Source organism: Rhizobium pantanalense, assembly GCF_030182525.1.
In the GTDB taxonomy this organism is placed as follows: Bacteria; Pseudomonadota; Alphaproteobacteria; order Rhizobiales; family Rhizobiaceae; genus Rhizobium.
In genome coordinates this window covers 97991-115004 of sequence record NZ_JAQJCH010000010.1, presented here as the reverse complement: position 1 = coordinate 115004, position 17014 = coordinate 97991, and the positions used below count along the sequence as shown (strand labels likewise).

Here is a 17014-nt window from a genome sequence, read left to right as displayed (position 1 = left end):
CCGCCCGCCGGCATACGGAGCAAGCTGCTCGTAAGCCGGCGCTAGGCTTTGGCAAAGCCTTAAGAAAGAGCTTCCCATGAGCTTGAGCTTCAATCCTGACACTTTGCCATTGCCGATCGGCCATTTCATCGGCGGGGAGCTCATTGAAGTTCCCGGCGAGATCGACATGAAAAGGCCCTCCGACGGCAAGCCCTATGCAGGTTGTCCGATTGCAGGCCCCGAGATGGTGGACCGCGCCGTCGAATCGGCCAAGGCGGCATTGAAGGCGAGCAACTGGAGCGGCCTGCGGCCGCGCGAACGTGTCCGCGTAATGCATGCCTGGGCAGATCTGATCGAAGCGGAGACGGAGACGCTCGCTCGAATAGAGGCTCTGTCCTCCACCCGGTTGATCAGTCAATTGCCGGCCGGCGACATAGCGGTCACCGCGGAGCAGATCCGTTTCTTTGCCGAATTCGCCGACAAGGAAGGCAGCGATGTCGTCCCGACCGATGACAAGACCTTCGGCATGATCCTCAGCGAACCCTATGGCGTCGTCGGCGCGATCACGCCCTGGAACTTTCCAGTCTCCATGGCCGGCTGGAAACTCGGTCCGGCGCTCGCTGCAGGCAATGCCGTCGTCCTCAAACCCTCGGAAATGACGCCATTTTCGACTGTCTACCTGGCCGAGCTCGCCGTGAGGGCCGGATTGCCCGCCGGCCTCTTCAACGTCGTTCTCGGCGACGGACCCGCCACCGGTACGGCGCTCACCGGCCATCCCGATATCGCCAAGGTCAGCTTCACTGGCTCCACCCGAGCGGGATCCGCGATCATGGAGAATATCGCTCGCACCGGCATCAAGCCGGTGACCCTGGAGCTTGGCGGCAAGAGCCCGCAGATCGTTTTCAAAGATGCCGATCTTTCGAAAGCGGCCGATGCGATCGTCGGCAGCATTCTCTTCAATGCCGGCCAGGCTTGCGTCGCCGCGACGCGCGTGATCGTGGAAGCAAGCGTTGCCGGCCAATTTACGGAAGCCCTCATCGCGCGGATGGCGGATATCGGCCCCGGCCCTACCTGGGATGAGACGACACGCTATTCGCCGATCATCTCCGAGCGCCAGCGCGACCGGATCGACGCAATCGTCGCTGCCGCGATCAACGAAGGCGGCCGCTGTATCGCCGGCGGCAAGCCGATGGACAGGCCGGGCTACTTCTACGAACCGACGCTTTTGACCGATCTCGATCCCTCTTCTCCCGCCATTCTCGAGGAAATCTTCGGGCCGGTCCTGACGCTGCAAACTTTCGAGGACGAAGACGAAGCGATGGTGCTTGCCGATCATCCCTCTTACGGGCTTGCCGCGGGCCTGTTTACATCCGACCTGTCGCGTACCATCCGCCTCAGCCGGCAGATCCAGGCAGGTACGGTCTGGGTCAATCGCTACAGCCGCTCGCGGGATCATATCTTGCCGACCGGCGGCTACAAGCGCTCCGGCATCGGCAAGGACCTGGGACGCGAGGCTTATCTTGCCAATCGCAAAACGAAAAGCGTGCTCATCAACCTCTAGGGGACCGATACATGAAGACCTATTCCATCGCTCTGATCCCCGGTGACGGCATCGGCAAGGACGTGACAGACGCCGCATGGTCGGTGCTGCAAGTTGCCGCCAAGGCTGGCGGCTTTGCACTGAATAGCACCGAATTTCCGTGGTCCTGCCAATTCTACAAGCAGACGGGGCGGATGATGCCAGAAGACGGGATCGAGACGCTGAGAGCGTTCGATGCGATCCTGCTCGGGGCCGTCGGCTGGCCGGCCGAAGTGCCTGATGCGGTCTCGCTGCACGGCCTGTTGCTGCCGATCCGCAAGGCCTTCGTGCAATATGCCAATATCCGACCGCACCGGCTGCTGCCGGGGGTCCAGGGACCGCTGCGGGCGGGGACATTCGACATTCTTTGCATCCGCGAAAATACCGAGGGCGAGTATTCGGGCGCCGGCGGCCGCGTCCATCAGGGTACGAGCGACGAAGTCGCAGTGGAGACGTCGATCTTTACACGCACGGGCGTCGAGCGCATCCTGCGTTTCGGCTTCGAGCAGGCGCGTGCCCGGCGCGGCAAGCTTGCCTCCGTCACCAAGTCCAATGCGCAGAAATATTCCATGGTGTTCTGGGATGAAATCACGGCCAGGCTTTCGGCCGAATATTCCGATGTCGAAGTCACGAGCTATCACATCGACGCGATGGCGGCTCGTATGGTGATGGTGCCGGAAAGCCTCGATGTCGTCGTCGCCTCCAATCTGTTCGGCGATATCCTGACCGATCTTGGCGCCGCCATTCAGGGCGGCCTTGGATTTGCGGCTTCAGCCAACATCAATCCGCAGCGCAACACCCCATCGATGTTCGAGCCGGTTCATGGCTCGGCCCCCGATATTGCCGGGCGTGGCATCGCCAATCCGATCGCCGCCATCTGGTCAGGAGCGATGATGCTCGATCATCTGGGTGAGAGGGATGCTGCCACCCGCATCATCGCGGCGATGGAGGCCACAACCGCGCGCGGCATCGGCACACTTCCGGGCAAGGATCGAACGGAAACCATCACCGCCGGCATTATCGCCGCGCTCTCCTGATTGCAGAGGACCTCATGTTGGATTTGAAAGACAAGCAGCTTTTCCGTGACAAGGGATTGATCGACGGAGCCTGGGTCGCGGCCGCTTCAGGCGCGACGGTGGATGTTCAAGATCCCGCCAGACAGGCCGCCATCGGCACGGTGCCCGACATGGGTTCTGCAGAGACGCGCGACGCGATCGCGGCTGCCGAGCGCGCGCAGCGCAGCTGGAAGCGCAAGACAAATGCGGAGCGTGCTGCCCTTCTCGAAGCCTGGCACGATCTCATGCTTGAGAATGTCGACGATCTCGCCCTCATTCTGACAACGGAGCAAGGCAAACCGCTCGATGAAGCTCGTGGGGAAATCCGCTACGGCGCCTCCTTCGTGAAGTGGTTCGCCGAGGAAGCCCGCCGCATCAACGGTCACACGATACCGTCTCCCACACCCGATCGCCGCATCATCGTGCTCAAGGAGCCGGTCGGCGTCTGCGGTATCATCACGCCCTGGAATTTTCCCAATGCGATGATTACGCGCAAGGTCGCGCCCGCCCTTGCCGCCGGCTGCACTGTTGTCATCAAGCCCTCGGAATTCACCCCCTATTCCGCGCTTGCCCTTGGGGTCCTCGCCGAGCGCGCCGGCATCCCGGCCGGCGTCATCAATATCGTCACCGGCATGCCGGCCGAGATTGGCAACGAGATCATGGGCAACGAAACCGTGCGCAAGATCTCCTTCACCGGCTCGACCAGGGTCGGCGCGCTCCTGATGCGCGGCGCTGCCGGCAGCATCAAGCGGCTCAGCCTCGAACTCGGTGGCAACGCGCCCTTCATCGTCTTTGATGACGCCGATCTCGATCTAGCAGTCGAAGGCGCGCTCGCCTCCAAGTTCCGCAATGGCGGGCAGACCTGCGTCTGCGCCAACCGGCTCCTCGTGCAATCGGGCATCTATGATGCCTTTGCAACGAAACTGAAGGCAAAGGTCGATGCCATGAAGGTCGGCCCAGGCACCGAGGCCGGCGTGTCGATCGGCCCGATGATCAACCAGGCGGCACTCGAAAAGATCGATCGGCATGTCCGCGACGCGCTGGCGAAGGGCGCAACGATCATCACAGCCGCTCGACAGTTGCCTGAAGGCGGCCAATATACGGCGCCGATCATCCTGACCGGCGCGACGACAGAGATGGAGCTTGCCGGCGAAGAGACCTTCGGACCGGTGGCGCCGCTCTTCCGCTTCGAGACCGAAGAGGAGGCGATCGCGATCGCCAACGGCACACCCTTCGGCCTGGCTTCCTATTTCTATACCGACAATCTGAAGCGCGCCTGGCGCGTCGGCGAGGCCCTGGAATTCGGCATGGTCGGGCTCAATACCGGCTCGGTTTCCATGGAAGTCGCCCCCTTCGGCGGCGTCAAACAATCCGGAATCGGCCGCGAGGGCGCACAAGCCGGTATCGAGGAATATCTCGAGATGAAGAGCTTTCACATGGGCGGGCTGGGCTAGATCAGAATCCAGGACCATAGCGGGTCAATCTGTTCGCGATCGGCCCGCCATGATCCCGGCAACTGTCGTTACTGGAACCTGTCCAGCGTCTTATAGTAGAGGCCTACCAACGGCAGGAACCATGGTTTGCCGAAATGACCCGGCACAGCTGGCCAATCGACATCCTTCATGGGATTGCGATCCTCACGGCCGAGCATGGCATCCGCCATGATCATGCCGAGATGCGTCGACAGTTGTGCACCATGGCCGGAATAGCCCATCGCATACCAGCTTCCATCATGATAGCCGGCGCGCGGATAGCGATCCTTCGTCATATCGACGAGACCGCCCCAGCAATAATCGACCTCGACTCCGGCAAGCTGGGGGAATATCTCGGCCAACCCTGCCTTCAGAATTGCGCCGCTCTTGGCGTCGGAACGATGGTCGGAGGTCGCAGAAAATCGTGCGCGGCCGCCGAACAGCAGCCGGTTGTCGGGAGACAGGCGGAAATAGTTGCCGATATTCATCGAGGTGACGCAGGTGCGGTTTCCCGGCATGACCGACGCGATCTCATCCGCCGTCAGCGGTCGGGTTGCGATCAGGAAGCTGCCGACAGAAATGATCCGCCGGCGAAAATAACTGAAATTCGGGGTCGTGTAGGCGCCGGTCGCCACCAGCACATTATCGGCAGTGATCTCGCCGCGCGGTGTCACCAACCGATGCTTACCCTTCTCCTGCAACCTGTTCGTCACCGGCGCCGCCTCATAAATCGCTGCGCCATGGCGAGCCGCTGCATCCGCAAGGCCGACAGCGTAGCGGCCCATATGCATCATCGCGCTTTTCTTGAAGAGCATGGCTCCATGGAAAGGCGAGCCGATTTCCTGTTTGAGATCGTCCGGCGTAAGCAGCGCCGTATCCGGATCGACTTCGGCATGAACCTCTTCGAAATTGCGGGCGATCGATCCGAAATGCTGTGGCTTTGATGCCAGCTTCAGCTTTCCGGCCCGGCGAAAATTGCAGTCGATCCCCTCTTCGGCGACAAGCGCCTCGATCGTATCGATGGAGGCGTCGAGCGCCTTATATAGCGCGATCGCCTTCTCCTTGCCGAGTTCGGCTTTGGCGGCGGGATAGCTGTGGGCGAGACCATTGTTCAGATGACCACCATTGCGACCCGAGGCGCCCCAGCCGACGCGCTCGGCTTCGAGGACCACGACTCTGGCGCCGGCCTTGGCCAGTTGCCGGGCCGCGGACAGTCCGGTGAAACCGGCTCCTATGACACAGGCGTCGTATCGCCCTTCGACCGGGCCTTGCCGGCCTCCGGCAAAGGCCAGCGCTGTATCGTGCCAATAGGAGACGAATTTCATGAGGTTGCCTTCCCTTATAGTCCGACGACGCCGGCCAGGCCGGATATGTCCGCGATCTCGACATAGCCGTAATAGGGATTTGCCGGTTCATGGCCACGATTGACCCAGACCTTGTTCTTGATGCCGAGATCATGCGCCGACATCAGGTCGTAGCGGAAGGAGGACGAGCAATGCAGGATGTCCTCCGGCCCGCAACCCAACATGTCGAACATATATTCGAACGCCTTGAAGCGCGGCTTGTAGGCATTGGCCTGTTCTGCCGTATAGACGGCATGGAAAGGCGCGCCGAGTTTCTCGACATTCGACATGATCTGACTGTTCATTGCGTTGGACAGGATGACCAGAGGGATTTCCTTGGCAACTTTCGCCAGTCCGGCCGGCACGTCGGGATGCGGTCCCCAGCCGGGCACACGCTCATAGATCGCCTTGGCGTCTTCCGCGCGAAACTTGACGCCATTCGCGCGGCAGGTCCGCTCGACCGCGTTGTGAACGACTTCGGCATAGGGCTTCCAGTCACCGAGAACCTCGTCCAGCCGATAGGCGGCGAAGTTCTTTGTAAACTGCTGCATCTTCGCTTCATCGAGCTCCGAGCCATAGATGTCGCGTGCAGCTTCGGCCATCTCGAAATTGGTGAGCGTGCCATAGCAATCGAAGGTGATATATTTCGGCCGGAAAGGCGCCATGTCCGTTCGTCCTCTATCTAAAGGGATTTGCGTTCTTTACTGAGACGATCATAGGCTGAAGTGCCTCGACGGACATGATCGAATTGACCTCTCCGCAAAGCATATTGTTTCGTATGCGCGGCATCCTTTGGCAGAGTGTTGCAACGGATATGTGTCGCGACGTTGGTTTTGGACCATTGCAGAGCGACCGAAAACGCATCCTCAGCATAAGATGCGGCTAAGCGCGCCCGCTACGGCGAAAGATATCACGACGAACCGCGCCTTCAGATAATCTGCCGTGCGGGGATCGCCGAGACTTGGGGCAAGGAAAGGATGCCCCATGCGAACCGACAGCATAAATTTGGTCAGCTTCACACCGGAGCATATAGACGGCGCACTCGCCCTCTCACGTCAAGCCAAATGGCCTCATCGTGCCGAGGACTGGCATCTGGCCTTGCGTTTGAGCCAAGGCGTGGCAGCCACGGACGAGACGGGTCGTGTCGTGGGCACCATCCTGATGACCCCCTATAGGCAAGACTGCGCGACGATCAATATGGTGATCGTCGACGAGAACCTGCGCGGCCGCGGGCTTGGCCGCAAGCTCATGGATGCCGCAATGGCGCTTGCTGGCGACCGCCCTCTGAGGCTCATTGCAACCACGGACGGACTGCCGCTTTATCGCAAACTCGGCTTTGTCGCCGAGGGCGAAATCTTTCAGCATCAGGGACATTTGGCCGATCTTGTTCCGGCAGGGTATGTCGAGGCCGCGACCGCCGATGATTTTTCCGCGATCAAAGCGCTCGATCACGCAGCTTTCGGTGCGGATCGCTGCACGTTGATCGACGCGCTCACAGAGGTCGCGCAAATGTTCGTCATTCGGCGGCATGGCCGTATCGAGGCTTTCGGCGCGCTGCGCGCCTTTGGGCGCGGCGATGTGATCGGGCCTGTCATCGCATCGAATACCGAGGATGCAAAATCGCTGATAACGGCGCTTGCCCTTCGCAAGCCGAGCGGATTCCTGCGCGTCGATACGAACGAAAGCTCGGGGCTGACCGGCTGGCTGGCGGAGATCGGCCTCAACCATGTGGGTGGCGGTATCGCCATGCGACGTCCGCCTGGCGCTGGAGCCCTCAGCCAGGACGCGAGAATATTTGCATTGGCCAATCAGGCTCTCGGATAATCTGGAGATCATCATGCTCGCCAACTCGCTCATCGAACTCGATCGCGCGCACCTCATCCATCCGGTCTCATCCTATCGCGGCCATGAAAAACTGGGCGTGCGGGTGTTACGATCCGCAAAGGGTGCAACCGTCACCGATGCATCGGGCCATCAGCTTGTCGATGGATTTGCCGGCCTCTGGTGCGTGAACGCAGGCTATGGGCATGAGAGCATCGTTGAAGCAGCAGCGCGGCAGATGCGTGAACTGCCCTATGCGACGGGTTACTTCGATATCGGTTGCGAGGCGGCCATTCGCCTTGCCGCCGAACTCGCCGACCGGGCGCCCGGCGATCTCAATCATATCTTCTTCACGCTCGGCGGATCGGATGCCGTCGATAGCACGGTGCGTTTCGTCCGCTACTATTGGCATGCCAAGGGTAAGCCGGAGCGCGATCAGTTCATTTCGATCGAGCAGGGTTACCACGGCTCCTCGACCGTTGGGGCCGGCCTCACGGCGCTACCCGGCTTCCATGCCGGCTTCGGCGTCCCCTTCGACTGGCAGCACAAGATCCCCTCGCCCTATCCTTACCGCAATCCGGCCGGCGAAGAGGCGGATGCGATTATTGCCGCCTCGATCGCGGACCTCAAATCGAAGATCGAAGCGATCGGCGCCGAGCGCGTGGCGGCATTTTATGCCGAACCTATCCAGGGATCGGGCGGCGTCATCGTGCCGCCGAAAGGCTGGCTCAAGGCGATCCGCGATCTCTGCAGCCAATATGGCATTCTCTTCATCGCCGATGAGGTCATTACCGGCTTCGGGAGGACCGGTCCGCTGTTTGCCTGCTCGTATGACGAAATCGTCCCTGACTTCATGACGACGGCCAAGGGCTTGACCTCCGGCTACGTGCCCATGGGCGCCGTGTTCATGTCCGATCGCGTCTATGATGTCATCGCTGACAGCGCCGGAAATGCAGCGGTCGGCCATGGCTACACCTATTCGGCCCATCCCGTCAGCGCCGCCGTCGGGCTCGAAGTGCTGAAGCTGTATGAGGGCGGCCTTCTCGAAAATGGCATCAAGGCCGGTGCGCGCCTGATGAAGGGGCTGGAAAGCCTGCGTGACCATCCGCTGGTCGGCGATGTCCGCGGTCGCGGCATGCTGGCGGCCGTCGAACTGGTCGTTGACAAAGCCAGGAAGACACCATTGCCAAGTGCTGCCGCGCCGGCGCGCCGGATTTTCGATCGCGCCTGGGACAATGGCCTCGTCATCCGCGCGTTTGCCCATGGCGTGCTTGGATACGCCCCGCCGCTTTGTTGCACGGACGATGATATCGACGCGATCCTGGAGCGCACGCGAAAGACCCTCGACCAGACTTTGGAAGATCCGGACGTTCGGGACGCCATGCGTTGAAGCGGCATATGTCGTTCTTCGTTGGCGAAATGTCGGACAGAGCCGGAAATTCGGAATTTTGTGCCGCGGTACACCATCGATTCGGCGACTTCGCCGTTCAGGAACTGCCAAACTGCCTCCTAGAACGGCTGAAAGCCGGCTTTTCCGGGCCTTGGCAGGAGGATTTCCGCCCTTTGGGTCAGAATTTTATGCTGCACGCGGCGTATCCGCAGCGGATCATGAAGGAGAGCATGACTTGGCCAAAGACTTTCAGGACTTCAAATATCTTACCTTCGATGTCGTCGGCACCCTCATCGACTTCGAAGGTGGGATAAAGACCTGCCTCGCCGAGATTGCGGCGGAAGCTGGTACCTCCATCGACGGCGAGGAAGCGCTGAGGCTCTATCGCCAGGCGCGCTACAGCGAGGATGCGGATCTCTTTCCGGACGATCTCTCCCGGGTCTACATGGCCATCGCATCCGCACTCGGCCTGCCGGCAGAAGATCGCTACGCGCGGCGGCTGCGTGATTCCGTCGCCAACTGGAACGCGTTCGACGATAGCGCGGCAGCACTTGCCGAGCTCAAGAAAACGCATCGCCTCATCGCAATGACAAATGCTCGCCGCTGGGCGCTCGATCACTTTGAAAAAAAGCTCGGCTCGCCGTTCTTCGCGAGCTTTACGGCCGACGACACCGGCACGGAAAAGCCAGATCCCGCCTTCTTCGAACAGGTATTCGAATTCGTCGACGGCAAAGGGGCGAGCAAGAACGATATCCTGCATGTCGCTCAAAGCCAGTACCACGATATCGGCATTTCGCGAAAGCTTGGGCTGACCAATTGCTGGATCGAGCGTCGTCATGCGCAGGACGGCTATGGCGGCACGATAGAGCCGGAGAGCTTCACTCAACCCGACTACCACTTCACGTCGATGGCGGCCTTCGCCTCGGCGGTCAAGGAAAGGCTGACCGAAAGACGGTGACCCAACCCGGGAGAGCTTGCGACCAAGACGGGCATCCCATCAATCAATAGAAAAAGGGGAATGAGATGACTGACAGAATTACGAACTGGACCACTGCCGACGACGCAATGGTGGAGAACGCCATTCGGCGCGGTGCAACGCGGCGCGATCTTCTGAAACTGATGCTGGCGGGAGGTGTCGCGATATCATCGGCGGGCATCATCCTCGGCCGTGCCACTCAGGCCGTCGCAGCCACGCCGGTTTCCGGCGGCGCGTTCAAGGGGGCCGGCTGGTCGTCCTCGACCGCCGACACGCTGGATCCCGCAAAGGCATCCCTATCGACCGACTATGTGCGCTGCTGCTCGCTCTACAATCGCCTGACCTTCATCGACAAGGCTGGCGTGACGCAAATGGAGCTTGCCGAGAGCATCGAAAGCAAGGATGCCAAGACCTGGACGATCAAGCTGCGCAAGGGCGTGACGTTCCATGACGGCAAGGAACTGACGGCCGATGACGTGGTCTTCTCGCTGAAGCGCCATCTCGACCCGGGCGTCGGCTCCAAGGTCGCCAAGATTGCCGCCCAGATGACCGGCTTCAAGGCCGTCGACAAATCGACGGTCGAAATTACCCTTGCTGACCCGAATGCCGACCTGCCGACCATTCTGGCGCTGCATCATTTCATGATCGTTGCCAACGGCACGACGGACTTTTCGAAAGGCAACGGCACCGGCGCCTTCGTTCTCGAAACCTTCGATCCGGGTAATCGCTCGGTCGTCGTCAAGAACAAGAATTACTGGAAGTCTGGCCAGCCTTATCTCGATTCCTTCGAGTTCTTCGCGATCAGCGACGACAATGCCCGTGTGAATGCCCTGCTCTCGGGCGACATCCATCTTGCCGCTGCCATCAATCCCCGCGCCGTGAAGCTGGTCGATGGCCAGTCCGGCTTTGCCCTTTCGAAAACGACAAGCGGCAACTACACCAACCTCAACATGCGCCTCGACATGACGCCGGGGAACAAGAAGGACTTCGTCGACGGGATGAAGTCCCTGGTCAATCGCGAGCAGATCGTCAAATCGGCATTGCGCGGTTTTGGCGAAGTGGCTAACGATCAGCCCGTTTCCCCGGCGAACATCTACCATAACAACGATTTGAAGCCGAAAGCCTTTGATCCGGACAAGGCCAAGTTCCATTTCCAGAAGGCGGGCGTGCTCGGACAGTCCATTCCGGTGATCGCCTCCGACGCGGCAGGCTCGTCGATCGATATGGCAATGATCATCCAGGCCGCAGGCGCAAACATCGGCATGAAGCTCGATGTCCAGCGCGTTCCGTCCGACGGCTATTGGGATAATTACTGGCTGAAGGCGCCGATCCATTTCGGCAACATCAATCCGCGCCCAACGCCCGACATCCTGTTCTCGCTCCTCTATGCCTCCAACGCACCATGGAACGAGAGCCAGTACAAGTCGGAGAAATTCGATAAGATGCTGATCGAAGCCCGCGGCTTGCTCGATCAGACCAAACGCAAGCAGATCTACGACGAGATGCAGGTGATGATCGCCGACGAAGCGGGCACCATTATCCCTGCCTATATCTCGAATGTGGATGCTATTTCGAGCAAGGTACACGGATTGGAAGCCAATCCGCTCGGTGGCATGATGGGTTACGCGATGGCGGAATATCTCTGGCTCCAGGCCTGACCGCCGCTGGACACCTCTCCCGGGGACGGCTGACGCCGCCTCGGGGGGATTTTCGTCCCGCAAATGCCATTCGTTCCTTAGAACGCCGCAGGAGCAACTTATTTGAGATCCGAGGTTTCCGTTCTTGTCCTGAACCGGCTTTTCATTGCGATCATCTCCTTGCTGATCGTGTCATTCGCCGTCTTTTTCGCAACCAGCATGCTGCCGGGAGATACCGCCTCGATCCTGCTCGGCCAGGCGGCCACGCCCGAGGCGGTTGCGGGCTTGCGCAAGGCCATGCACCTCGACGAGCCAGCGATCCTGCGGTTCATGGGATGGCTTTTGGGTCTGATGAGAGGCGACCTCGGCATCTCCTATGCGAATAACATGCCTGTCGCGCAGCTGATCGGCGGCCGCCTGGTGGCGACGTTGGAGCTTGCTGCCATAACGACGCTCGTCTCGGTGCCGCTTGCGCTGTTGCTCGGCATCACATCCGCCATGCTTCGCGGCACCTATTATGATCGGCTCGTAACCGTCATCTCCATCGGCGTCATATCGGTGCCCGAATTCATGGTCGCGACGCTGGCTGTGTTGCTGTTTGCCGTCTATCTGCGCTGGCTGCCAGCCTTGTCGTCGACGAGCGAGGCCCATACGCTCTTCGACCTCATGAAGATCTATGCCATGCCGGTCATTACGCTCACCTTCGTCATCTCCGCGCAAATGATCCGCATGACCCGGGCGGCGCTTATCGAAACGCTGAAGACCCCCTATGTCGAAATGGCGCTGCTCAAAGGCGCTTCACGCAGCCGCATGGTGTTCAGGCACGCATTGCCCAATGCTCTCGGGCCGATCGTCAATGCGATTGCGCTTTCGCTTTCCTATCTCGTCGGCGGCGTCATCATCGTCGAGACCATCTTCAATTATCCGGGCATCGCCAAGCTGATGGTGGACGCGGTCGCGACCCGCGATCTGCCGCTGATCCAGAGCTGCGCGATGATCTTTTGCCTAGGTTATCTCCTGCTGATCACCGCCGCCGACATCATTGCAATCCTGTCGAATCCGAGGCTGCGATGATCACGAAAAGCTTGGCTCCCCGCCCTTCATCTCTGTTTGGTTACAACGTCAGCCTCGTTGGCGTCGTCGCCTTCGCCATCATTCTCGGCTGGACGATCGTTGCCCTGTTCGCGCCCTATATCGTCCCCTACTCCGTCGGTGACATCGTCGATACGGACTATTTCGGTCCGATAAGCGATCAGTTATGGCTCGGTTCGGACTATCTCGGCCGCGACATGCTTTCGCGCGTCCTGATGGGCGCACGCTACACGGTCGGTATTTCCTTGGCTGCGGTGGCGCTCTGCTGTTTTTGCGGCGTGGCGCTCGGCATGATCGCGGCCGTGATCGGCGGATGGTTCGACACGATCCTGAGCCGGTTTCTCGATGCCCTGAACTCGATCCCGAGCAAGCTTTTCGGCCTGGTCGTCGTTGCTGCCGTTGGCTCTTCCATTCCCGTCCTGATCATCACGCTCGCCGTCATCTACACCCCCGGCGCCTATCGCTTTGCCCGCGCGCTCGCCGTCAATATCAACACGATGGACTTCATCACCGTTGCGCGTACCCGCGGCGAGAGGGTCGGCTACATCATCGCCTCCGAAATCCTGCCGAACATTATCCGGCCGGTCCTGGCGGACTTCGGCCTGCGCTTCGTCTTTGTCGTGCTCCTGCTGTCGGGCCTTTCTTTTCTCGGCCTCGGCCTGCAGCCGCCCTATGCCGATTGGGGAGCTCTGGTCCGCGAGAATATCGGCGGCCTACCCTTCGCCGCCCCTGCGGTGATCGTGCCTTCCTTCGCCATTGCCAGCCTCACCATCAGCGTCAACCTGCTGATCGACAACCTGCCACGCAGGATCAGGGACAGGAGCGCATGATGACGACCAACCTCGTAGAAATCAGGAACTTGAAGGTCGAGGCCAGGACAGATTCCGGCCGTGTCATCGAGATTATCAAGGATGTCAGCTTCGACATCGCAAAGGGCGAAATTATCGCCCTCATCGGCGAAAGCGGCTCGGGCAAGACGACGATCGCGCTGACGCTCATGGGACATGCTCGGGAGGGCTGTCGCATCTCCGGCGGCAAGATTGACGTCGACGGTCGGGACATGGCCGCGCTTTCCGAAAGCGAGCGTGCGAAGGTTCGCGGCACGACGGTTGCCTATATCCCGCAAAGCGCGGCCGCCGCCTTCAACCCGGCCACGAAGATCATCGAACAGGTGATCGAGGTCACCCGCATTCACCGGCTGATGCCTTCTGAACAAGCGCGTCGTCGCGCGATCGAGCTCTTCCGGGCGCTGTCGCTGCCAAATCCCGAGACGATCGGCGAACGATATCCGCATCAGGTCTCCGGCGGCCAGTTGCAGAGGCTGGCCGCCGCCATGGCCCTGATCGGCGAACCCAAGCTCGTCATCTTTGACGAACCGACCACCGCGCTCGACGTGACGACGCAGATCGACGTGCTGAAAGCATTCAAATCCGTCATTCGCGCCGGTGATATTGCTGGCGTCTATGTGTCACATGATCTGGCGGTCGTCGCCCAGATCGCCGATCGCATTGCCGTGCTCAAGGACGGTGAAATCCAGGAACTGGCGAAAACCGAAGCGATCCTGACGCGGCCGAGCCATCCCTATACGCGTGAGTTGCTGGCTGCCTTCGAGCCGAAACAGGCCGTCCGCGACAGCAGAACAGGCGGGTCGATTGCGCCCGTATTGAGGATCGACAGCCTGGTTGCCGGCTATGGCGATCTCCAACCCAATGGCCTGCCGGCGGTCTGCGCGGTACAATCGGTAAGCCTCGAGGTGGAGAAAGGCAGAAATCTCGGCATCATCGGCGAATCCGGATGTGGAAAGTCAACGCTGGCACGTGCGATCGCCGGAATATTGCCGGCCGTGTCCGGCACCATCGGCTTCAATGGCAGCGACATGCATCGCGCCGCTAAATCGCGTACGCGCGATCAATTGCGAGAGATGCAGATCGTCTTTCAATATGCCGACACCGCGCTCAATCCGGCAAAGTCGATCGCCGATATTCTCGAGCGGCCCCTGGCATTTTATCACGGGATGGATCGCAAGGCCCGGGAGGCGAGAGTCGATCAACTGCTGGATATGGTGCGATTGCCGCGCGCGCTTCGCTATCGCTATCCGTCGGAATTGTCAGGCGGACAGAAGCAGCGCGTGAATTTCGCCCGCGCCCTTGCCGCCGAACCACGCCTGATCATCTGCGATGAGATCACCTCCGCTCTCGACACCGTCGTTGCCGCCGCGATCATCGATCTCCTCAAGGAACTGCAGCGCGAGTTGCATCTGTCCTACATCTTCATCAGTCATGATCTGTCGGTCGTCGAGGCAATCTGCGACGAGATCGTCGTGATGTATGGCGGCAAGAAGGTGGAGCAAATCACGCGCGAGACCGCGAATGCGCCCCGCCACCCCTATTCCCAACTGCTGTTCGGCTCAGTTCCGAAGCTCGATCCGACCTGGCTCGACAATCTCGTCCAGGACCCGGAGCTCAAGCGCGAATATGGGCATGGCTAGAGCGTGATGCCGAAAAGTGTCAGGGGATTTCGGACGACATCACGCTCTACTTCTTTGATTCTAGAGCCGACCTGACCTCGGAAGACTTGTCACATGGGAAACAGGCTGGTCAGCGGCATATGCGACTTGACGATCGGTGATTTGAGCACGACGAAGCTGAAATACTTGTCGATCCCGATATCCATATCGGTCAGCCGTTCCATGATGGTCTGGTATTCGCCGATCCCGGCGGTGACGAACTTGATGAGATAGTCGTAGCCGCCTGATACGAGATGGCACTCGATCACCTGGTCGATTTTCTCGACCACGTTGAGGAAGCGTGCAAAATCGATTTGCCTGTGGTTCTTCAAGGTGATTTCGGTAAAGACGGTCAGCGTCTGGCCGAGTTTGGCGAGGTTGATCTGAGCCGAATAGCCTTCGATATATCCCTCCGCCTGCAGGCGTTTGACGCGCATCAGGCATGGGCTGGGTGAAAGAGCCACCAGGTCCGCCAGCTCGACATTGGTGATGCGGCCGTTTCTCTGAAGCTCATAGAGGATTTTGATATCGATCCGATCCAGTTTCATCAGAGGCCCGCCATTGAAAGAGCGCCGGGGAAAGACGGCACAAAATGCTGTTGTCACGCAAAGTCAAGCGTAGCATATCGCCCGGTTATGTCTATCCGGAAGACAAATCTTCTTTGAAGCACAATAGTTTATAGACTGCATCAATCACGGCATAAAATTTGGCAGATCCACCATCTCCGGCAACGTCTGGCGAAGCAATGAGGTAGATTTGGTTCGAACCTGGAGATCGCGCATGCCTGCACCGCTTTGCCTTGTCGAAAGCTCGCCGATATTGCCGAAGTCAGCCGATGCCGTCGTGATCGGCGGGGGAATTGTCGGCGTTTTCGCCGCATACTATCTCGTACGGTCGGGCCTGCGCGTCGCCCTTGTCGAAAAAGGTCGGATCGGGGCAGAGCAATCCAGCCGCAATTGGGGATGGTGCCGGCAGCAGAACCGCGATGGGCGGGAACTGCCGATCGCGACGAAAAGCCTCGATCTCTGGGAGCGATTTGCCGCTGATAGCGGCGAAGACACAGGCTTCCGCCGCTGCGGCCTGTTCTATCTCAGCAATGACGAACAGGAGATAGCCGGTTGGGCGCGCTGGCGCGACTTTGCGAGAACGGTCGGCGTCACGACGCATATACTCGACAGCGCTGCTGCGACCGAGCGTGGCCGCGCCACGGGGCGCATCTGGAAAGGCGGAGTTTTCTCGCCGACCGACGGTATTGCCGATCCGGCCAATGCGGCGCCGGCGGTGGCACGCGCGATCATGAAGCTAGGCGGCACCGTCCATCAGAATTGCGCCGCGCGAGGTCTGGAAACGGAAGCGGGGCGCGTCAGCGGCGTGATCACCGAAAGCGGGGTGATCCGCACCAAGACCGCTATCCTCGCCGGTGGCGCCTGGGCGTCATCTTTCTGCCGGCAGCTGGGCATTCGCTTTCCTCAAGCCTCGGTTCGTTCGTCCATTATGGCCGTTTCGGCCGGTGCCGAAGGATTGCCGGATGCCTTGCACACCAGCGGCGTATCGGTCACGCGACGCGGCGACGGCGGCTATACGCTGGCCATCAGCGGTCGCGGCCGGGTCGACGTGACGCCTCAGCAATTGCGGTTCTCGTCGCAATTCATTCCCATGTTCCTCAAGCGGCGAAAAAGCCTGTCGCCCGGCGGCCTCGAAGGCTTTCGCTCCGGTCATGAATCACTGAAGCGTTGGCGGCTCGACCGAGCGACGCCGATGGAGCATATGCGCATTCTCGATCCAAGACCGGACCATGCCACGATCGAACTGACGCATGCGAGAGCCCTGGAACTCCTGCCGGAGCTTCGCAAGACGAAGATCACGGCCGCCTGGGCGGGCTATATCGACAGCACACCGGACGGTGTTCCCGGCATTGGGGAAATTCAGAGCCTTCCCGGCTTCATCCTGGCCGCCGGATTTTCCGGTCATGGTTTTGGGATCGGACCCGGCGCCGGTCATTTGATTGCCGACATCGTCACCGGCGCTGCACCTGTCGTCGATCCGACGCCCTATCATCCAAGCCGCTTCGCCTCATCCGTTTGGGGCAAGGTCGCTGATTTCTAGAATGCGAAAGCTGCGCCGATGTCCGATTATCGGCCAGGCTTCCGCAGACGGATGTTAT

Annotated in this window: 14 protein-coding genes; 11 read left to right on the top strand and 3 right to left on the bottom strand. The window is 60.2% G+C overall.

Annotation, left to right across the window (positions count from 1 at the left end; genetic code table 11):
- Positions 1-76 precede the first annotated feature (76 nt).
- The 3 genes from PH558_RS24040 to PH558_RS24030 are packed head-to-tail and all read left to right on the top strand — an operon-like array spanning position 77 to position 4067.
- On the top strand, positions 77-1540 hold the full coding sequence (locus tag PH558_RS24040; RefSeq protein WP_285207007.1) for an aldehyde dehydrogenase family protein: 1464 nt from the start codon (positions 77-79) through the stop codon (positions 1538-1540).
- 11 nt (positions 1541-1551) lie between these two features.
- A complete protein-coding gene (locus tag PH558_RS24035) occupies positions 1552-2595 on the top strand; it encodes a tartrate dehydrogenase (RefSeq protein WP_285207006.1) in 1044 nt (347 codons plus the stop codon).
- A gap of 14 nt (positions 2596-2609) precedes the next feature.
- Complete coding sequence (locus PH558_RS24030) at positions 2610-4067, top strand: NAD-dependent succinate-semialdehyde dehydrogenase (protein WP_285207005.1); 1458 nt, start codon at positions 2610-2612, stop codon at positions 4065-4067.
- Positions 4068-4135: 68 nt separating this feature from the next.
- Here the strand turns inward: PH558_RS24030 and PH558_RS24025 are convergent, their stop codons facing one another.
- Together PH558_RS24025 and PH558_RS24020 are read right to left on the bottom strand one after the other, a co-directional pair.
- On the bottom strand, positions 4136-5410 hold the full coding sequence (locus PH558_RS24025) for an NAD(P)/FAD-dependent oxidoreductase (RefSeq protein WP_095438135.1): 1275 nt from the start codon (positions 5408-5410) through the stop codon (positions 4136-4138).
- Positions 5411-5424: 14 nt separating this feature from the next.
- Entirely contained in the window at positions 5425-6093 is a 669-nt protein-coding gene (locus PH558_RS24020) for a haloacid dehalogenase type II (protein WP_095438136.1), read from the bottom strand.
- Between the two features lie 319 nt (positions 6094-6412).
- Between PH558_RS24020 and PH558_RS24015 the strand changes: the two genes are divergently transcribed.
- From PH558_RS24015 to PH558_RS23985, 7 genes are all read left to right on the top strand, one after another.
- Positions 6413-7252 carry a GNAT family N-acetyltransferase gene (locus tag PH558_RS24015; protein WP_285207004.1) on the top strand — a complete coding sequence of 280 codons (840 nt, stop codon included), beginning with the start codon at positions 6413-6415 and terminating at the stop codon, positions 7250-7252.
- A 13-nt stretch (positions 7253-7265) separates the two neighbouring features.
- Positions 7266-8639 carry an aspartate aminotransferase family protein gene (locus tag PH558_RS24010; RefSeq protein WP_285207003.1) on the top strand — a complete coding sequence of 458 codons (1374 nt, stop codon included), beginning with the start codon at positions 7266-7268 and terminating at the stop codon, positions 8637-8639.
- A 235-nt stretch (positions 8640-8874) separates the two neighbouring features.
- Entirely contained in the window at positions 8875-9597 is a 723-nt protein-coding gene (locus PH558_RS24005) for an HAD-IA family hydrolase (protein WP_285207002.1), read from the top strand.
- A 65-nt stretch (positions 9598-9662) separates the two neighbouring features.
- Positions 9663-11273 (top strand): ABC transporter substrate-binding protein, encoded by a 1611-nt coding sequence (locus tag PH558_RS24000; RefSeq protein WP_113408664.1) that lies wholly within the window; start codon positions 9663-9665, stop codon positions 11271-11273.
- Positions 11274-11375: 102 nt separating this feature from the next.
- Complete coding sequence (locus PH558_RS23995; RefSeq protein WP_113408663.1) at positions 11376-12326, top strand: ABC transporter permease; 951 nt, start codon at positions 11376-11378, stop codon at positions 12324-12326.
- Entirely contained in the window at positions 12323-13174 is an 852-nt protein-coding gene (locus PH558_RS23990) for an ABC transporter permease (RefSeq protein WP_113408662.1), read from the top strand. The genes PH558_RS23995 and PH558_RS23990 overlap by 4 nt, the downstream gene beginning before the upstream one ends.
- Positions 13171-14832 (top strand): ABC transporter ATP-binding protein, encoded by a 1662-nt coding sequence (locus PH558_RS23985; protein WP_285207001.1) that lies wholly within the window; start codon positions 13171-13173, stop codon positions 14830-14832. The genes PH558_RS23990 and PH558_RS23985 overlap by 4 nt, the downstream gene beginning before the upstream one ends.
- A gap of 89 nt (positions 14833-14921) precedes the next feature.
- Here PH558_RS23985 and PH558_RS23980 read toward each other — a convergent pair whose 3' ends face one another.
- A complete protein-coding gene (locus tag PH558_RS23980; protein ID WP_095438144.1) occupies positions 14922-15398 on the bottom strand; it encodes an Lrp/AsnC family transcriptional regulator in 477 nt (158 codons plus the stop codon).
- A 232-nt stretch (positions 15399-15630) separates the two neighbouring features.
- On the opposite strand from PH558_RS23980, the gene PH558_RS23975 reads away from it, so the two are divergent.
- Complete coding sequence (locus PH558_RS23975) at positions 15631-16956, top strand: NAD(P)/FAD-dependent oxidoreductase (protein ID WP_285207000.1); 1326 nt, start codon at positions 15631-15633, stop codon at positions 16954-16956.
- The last annotated feature ends 58 nt before the right edge of the window (positions 16957-17014 follow it).

What these genes read in the sequence shown, in the direction of transcription:
- PH558_RS24040 (WP_285207007.1), top strand. Translation starts at nt 77, where the DNA reads ATGAGCTTGAGCTTCAATCCTGACACTTTGCCATTGCCGATCGGCCAT.
- PH558_RS24035 (WP_285207006.1), top strand. Translation starts at nt 1,552, where the DNA reads ATGAAGACCTATTCCATCGCTCTGATCCCCGGTGACGGCATCGGCAAG.
- PH558_RS24030 (WP_285207005.1), top strand. Translation starts at nt 2,610, where the DNA reads ATGTTGGATTTGAAAGACAAGCAGCTTTTCCGTGACAAGGGATTGATC.
- PH558_RS24025 (WP_095438135.1), bottom strand. Translation starts at nt 5,410, where the DNA reads ATGAAATTCGTCTCCTATTGGCACGATACAGCGCTGGCCTTTGCCGGA.
- PH558_RS24020 (WP_095438136.1), bottom strand. Translation starts at nt 6,093, where the DNA reads ATGGCGCCTTTCCGGCCGAAATATATCACCTTCGATTGCTATGGCACG.
- PH558_RS24015 (WP_285207004.1), top strand. Translation starts at nt 6,413, where the DNA reads ATGCGAACCGACAGCATAAATTTGGTCAGCTTCACACCGGAGCATATA.
- PH558_RS24010 (WP_285207003.1), top strand. Translation starts at nt 7,266, where the DNA reads ATGCTCGCCAACTCGCTCATCGAACTCGATCGCGCGCACCTCATCCAT.
- PH558_RS24000 (WP_113408664.1), top strand. Translation starts at nt 9,663, where the DNA reads ATGACTGACAGAATTACGAACTGGACCACTGCCGACGACGCAATGGTG.
- PH558_RS23990 (WP_113408662.1), top strand. Translation starts at nt 12,323, where the DNA reads ATGATCACGAAAAGCTTGGCTCCCCGCCCTTCATCTCTGTTTGGTTAC.
- PH558_RS23985 (WP_285207001.1), top strand. Translation starts at nt 13,171, where the DNA reads ATGATGACGACCAACCTCGTAGAAATCAGGAACTTGAAGGTCGAGGCC.
- PH558_RS23980 (WP_095438144.1), bottom strand. Translation starts at nt 15,398, where the DNA reads ATGAAACTGGATCGGATCGATATCAAAATCCTCTATGAGCTTCAGAGA.
- PH558_RS23975 (WP_285207000.1), top strand. Translation starts at nt 15,631, where the DNA reads ATGCCTGCACCGCTTTGCCTTGTCGAAAGCTCGCCGATATTGCCGAAG.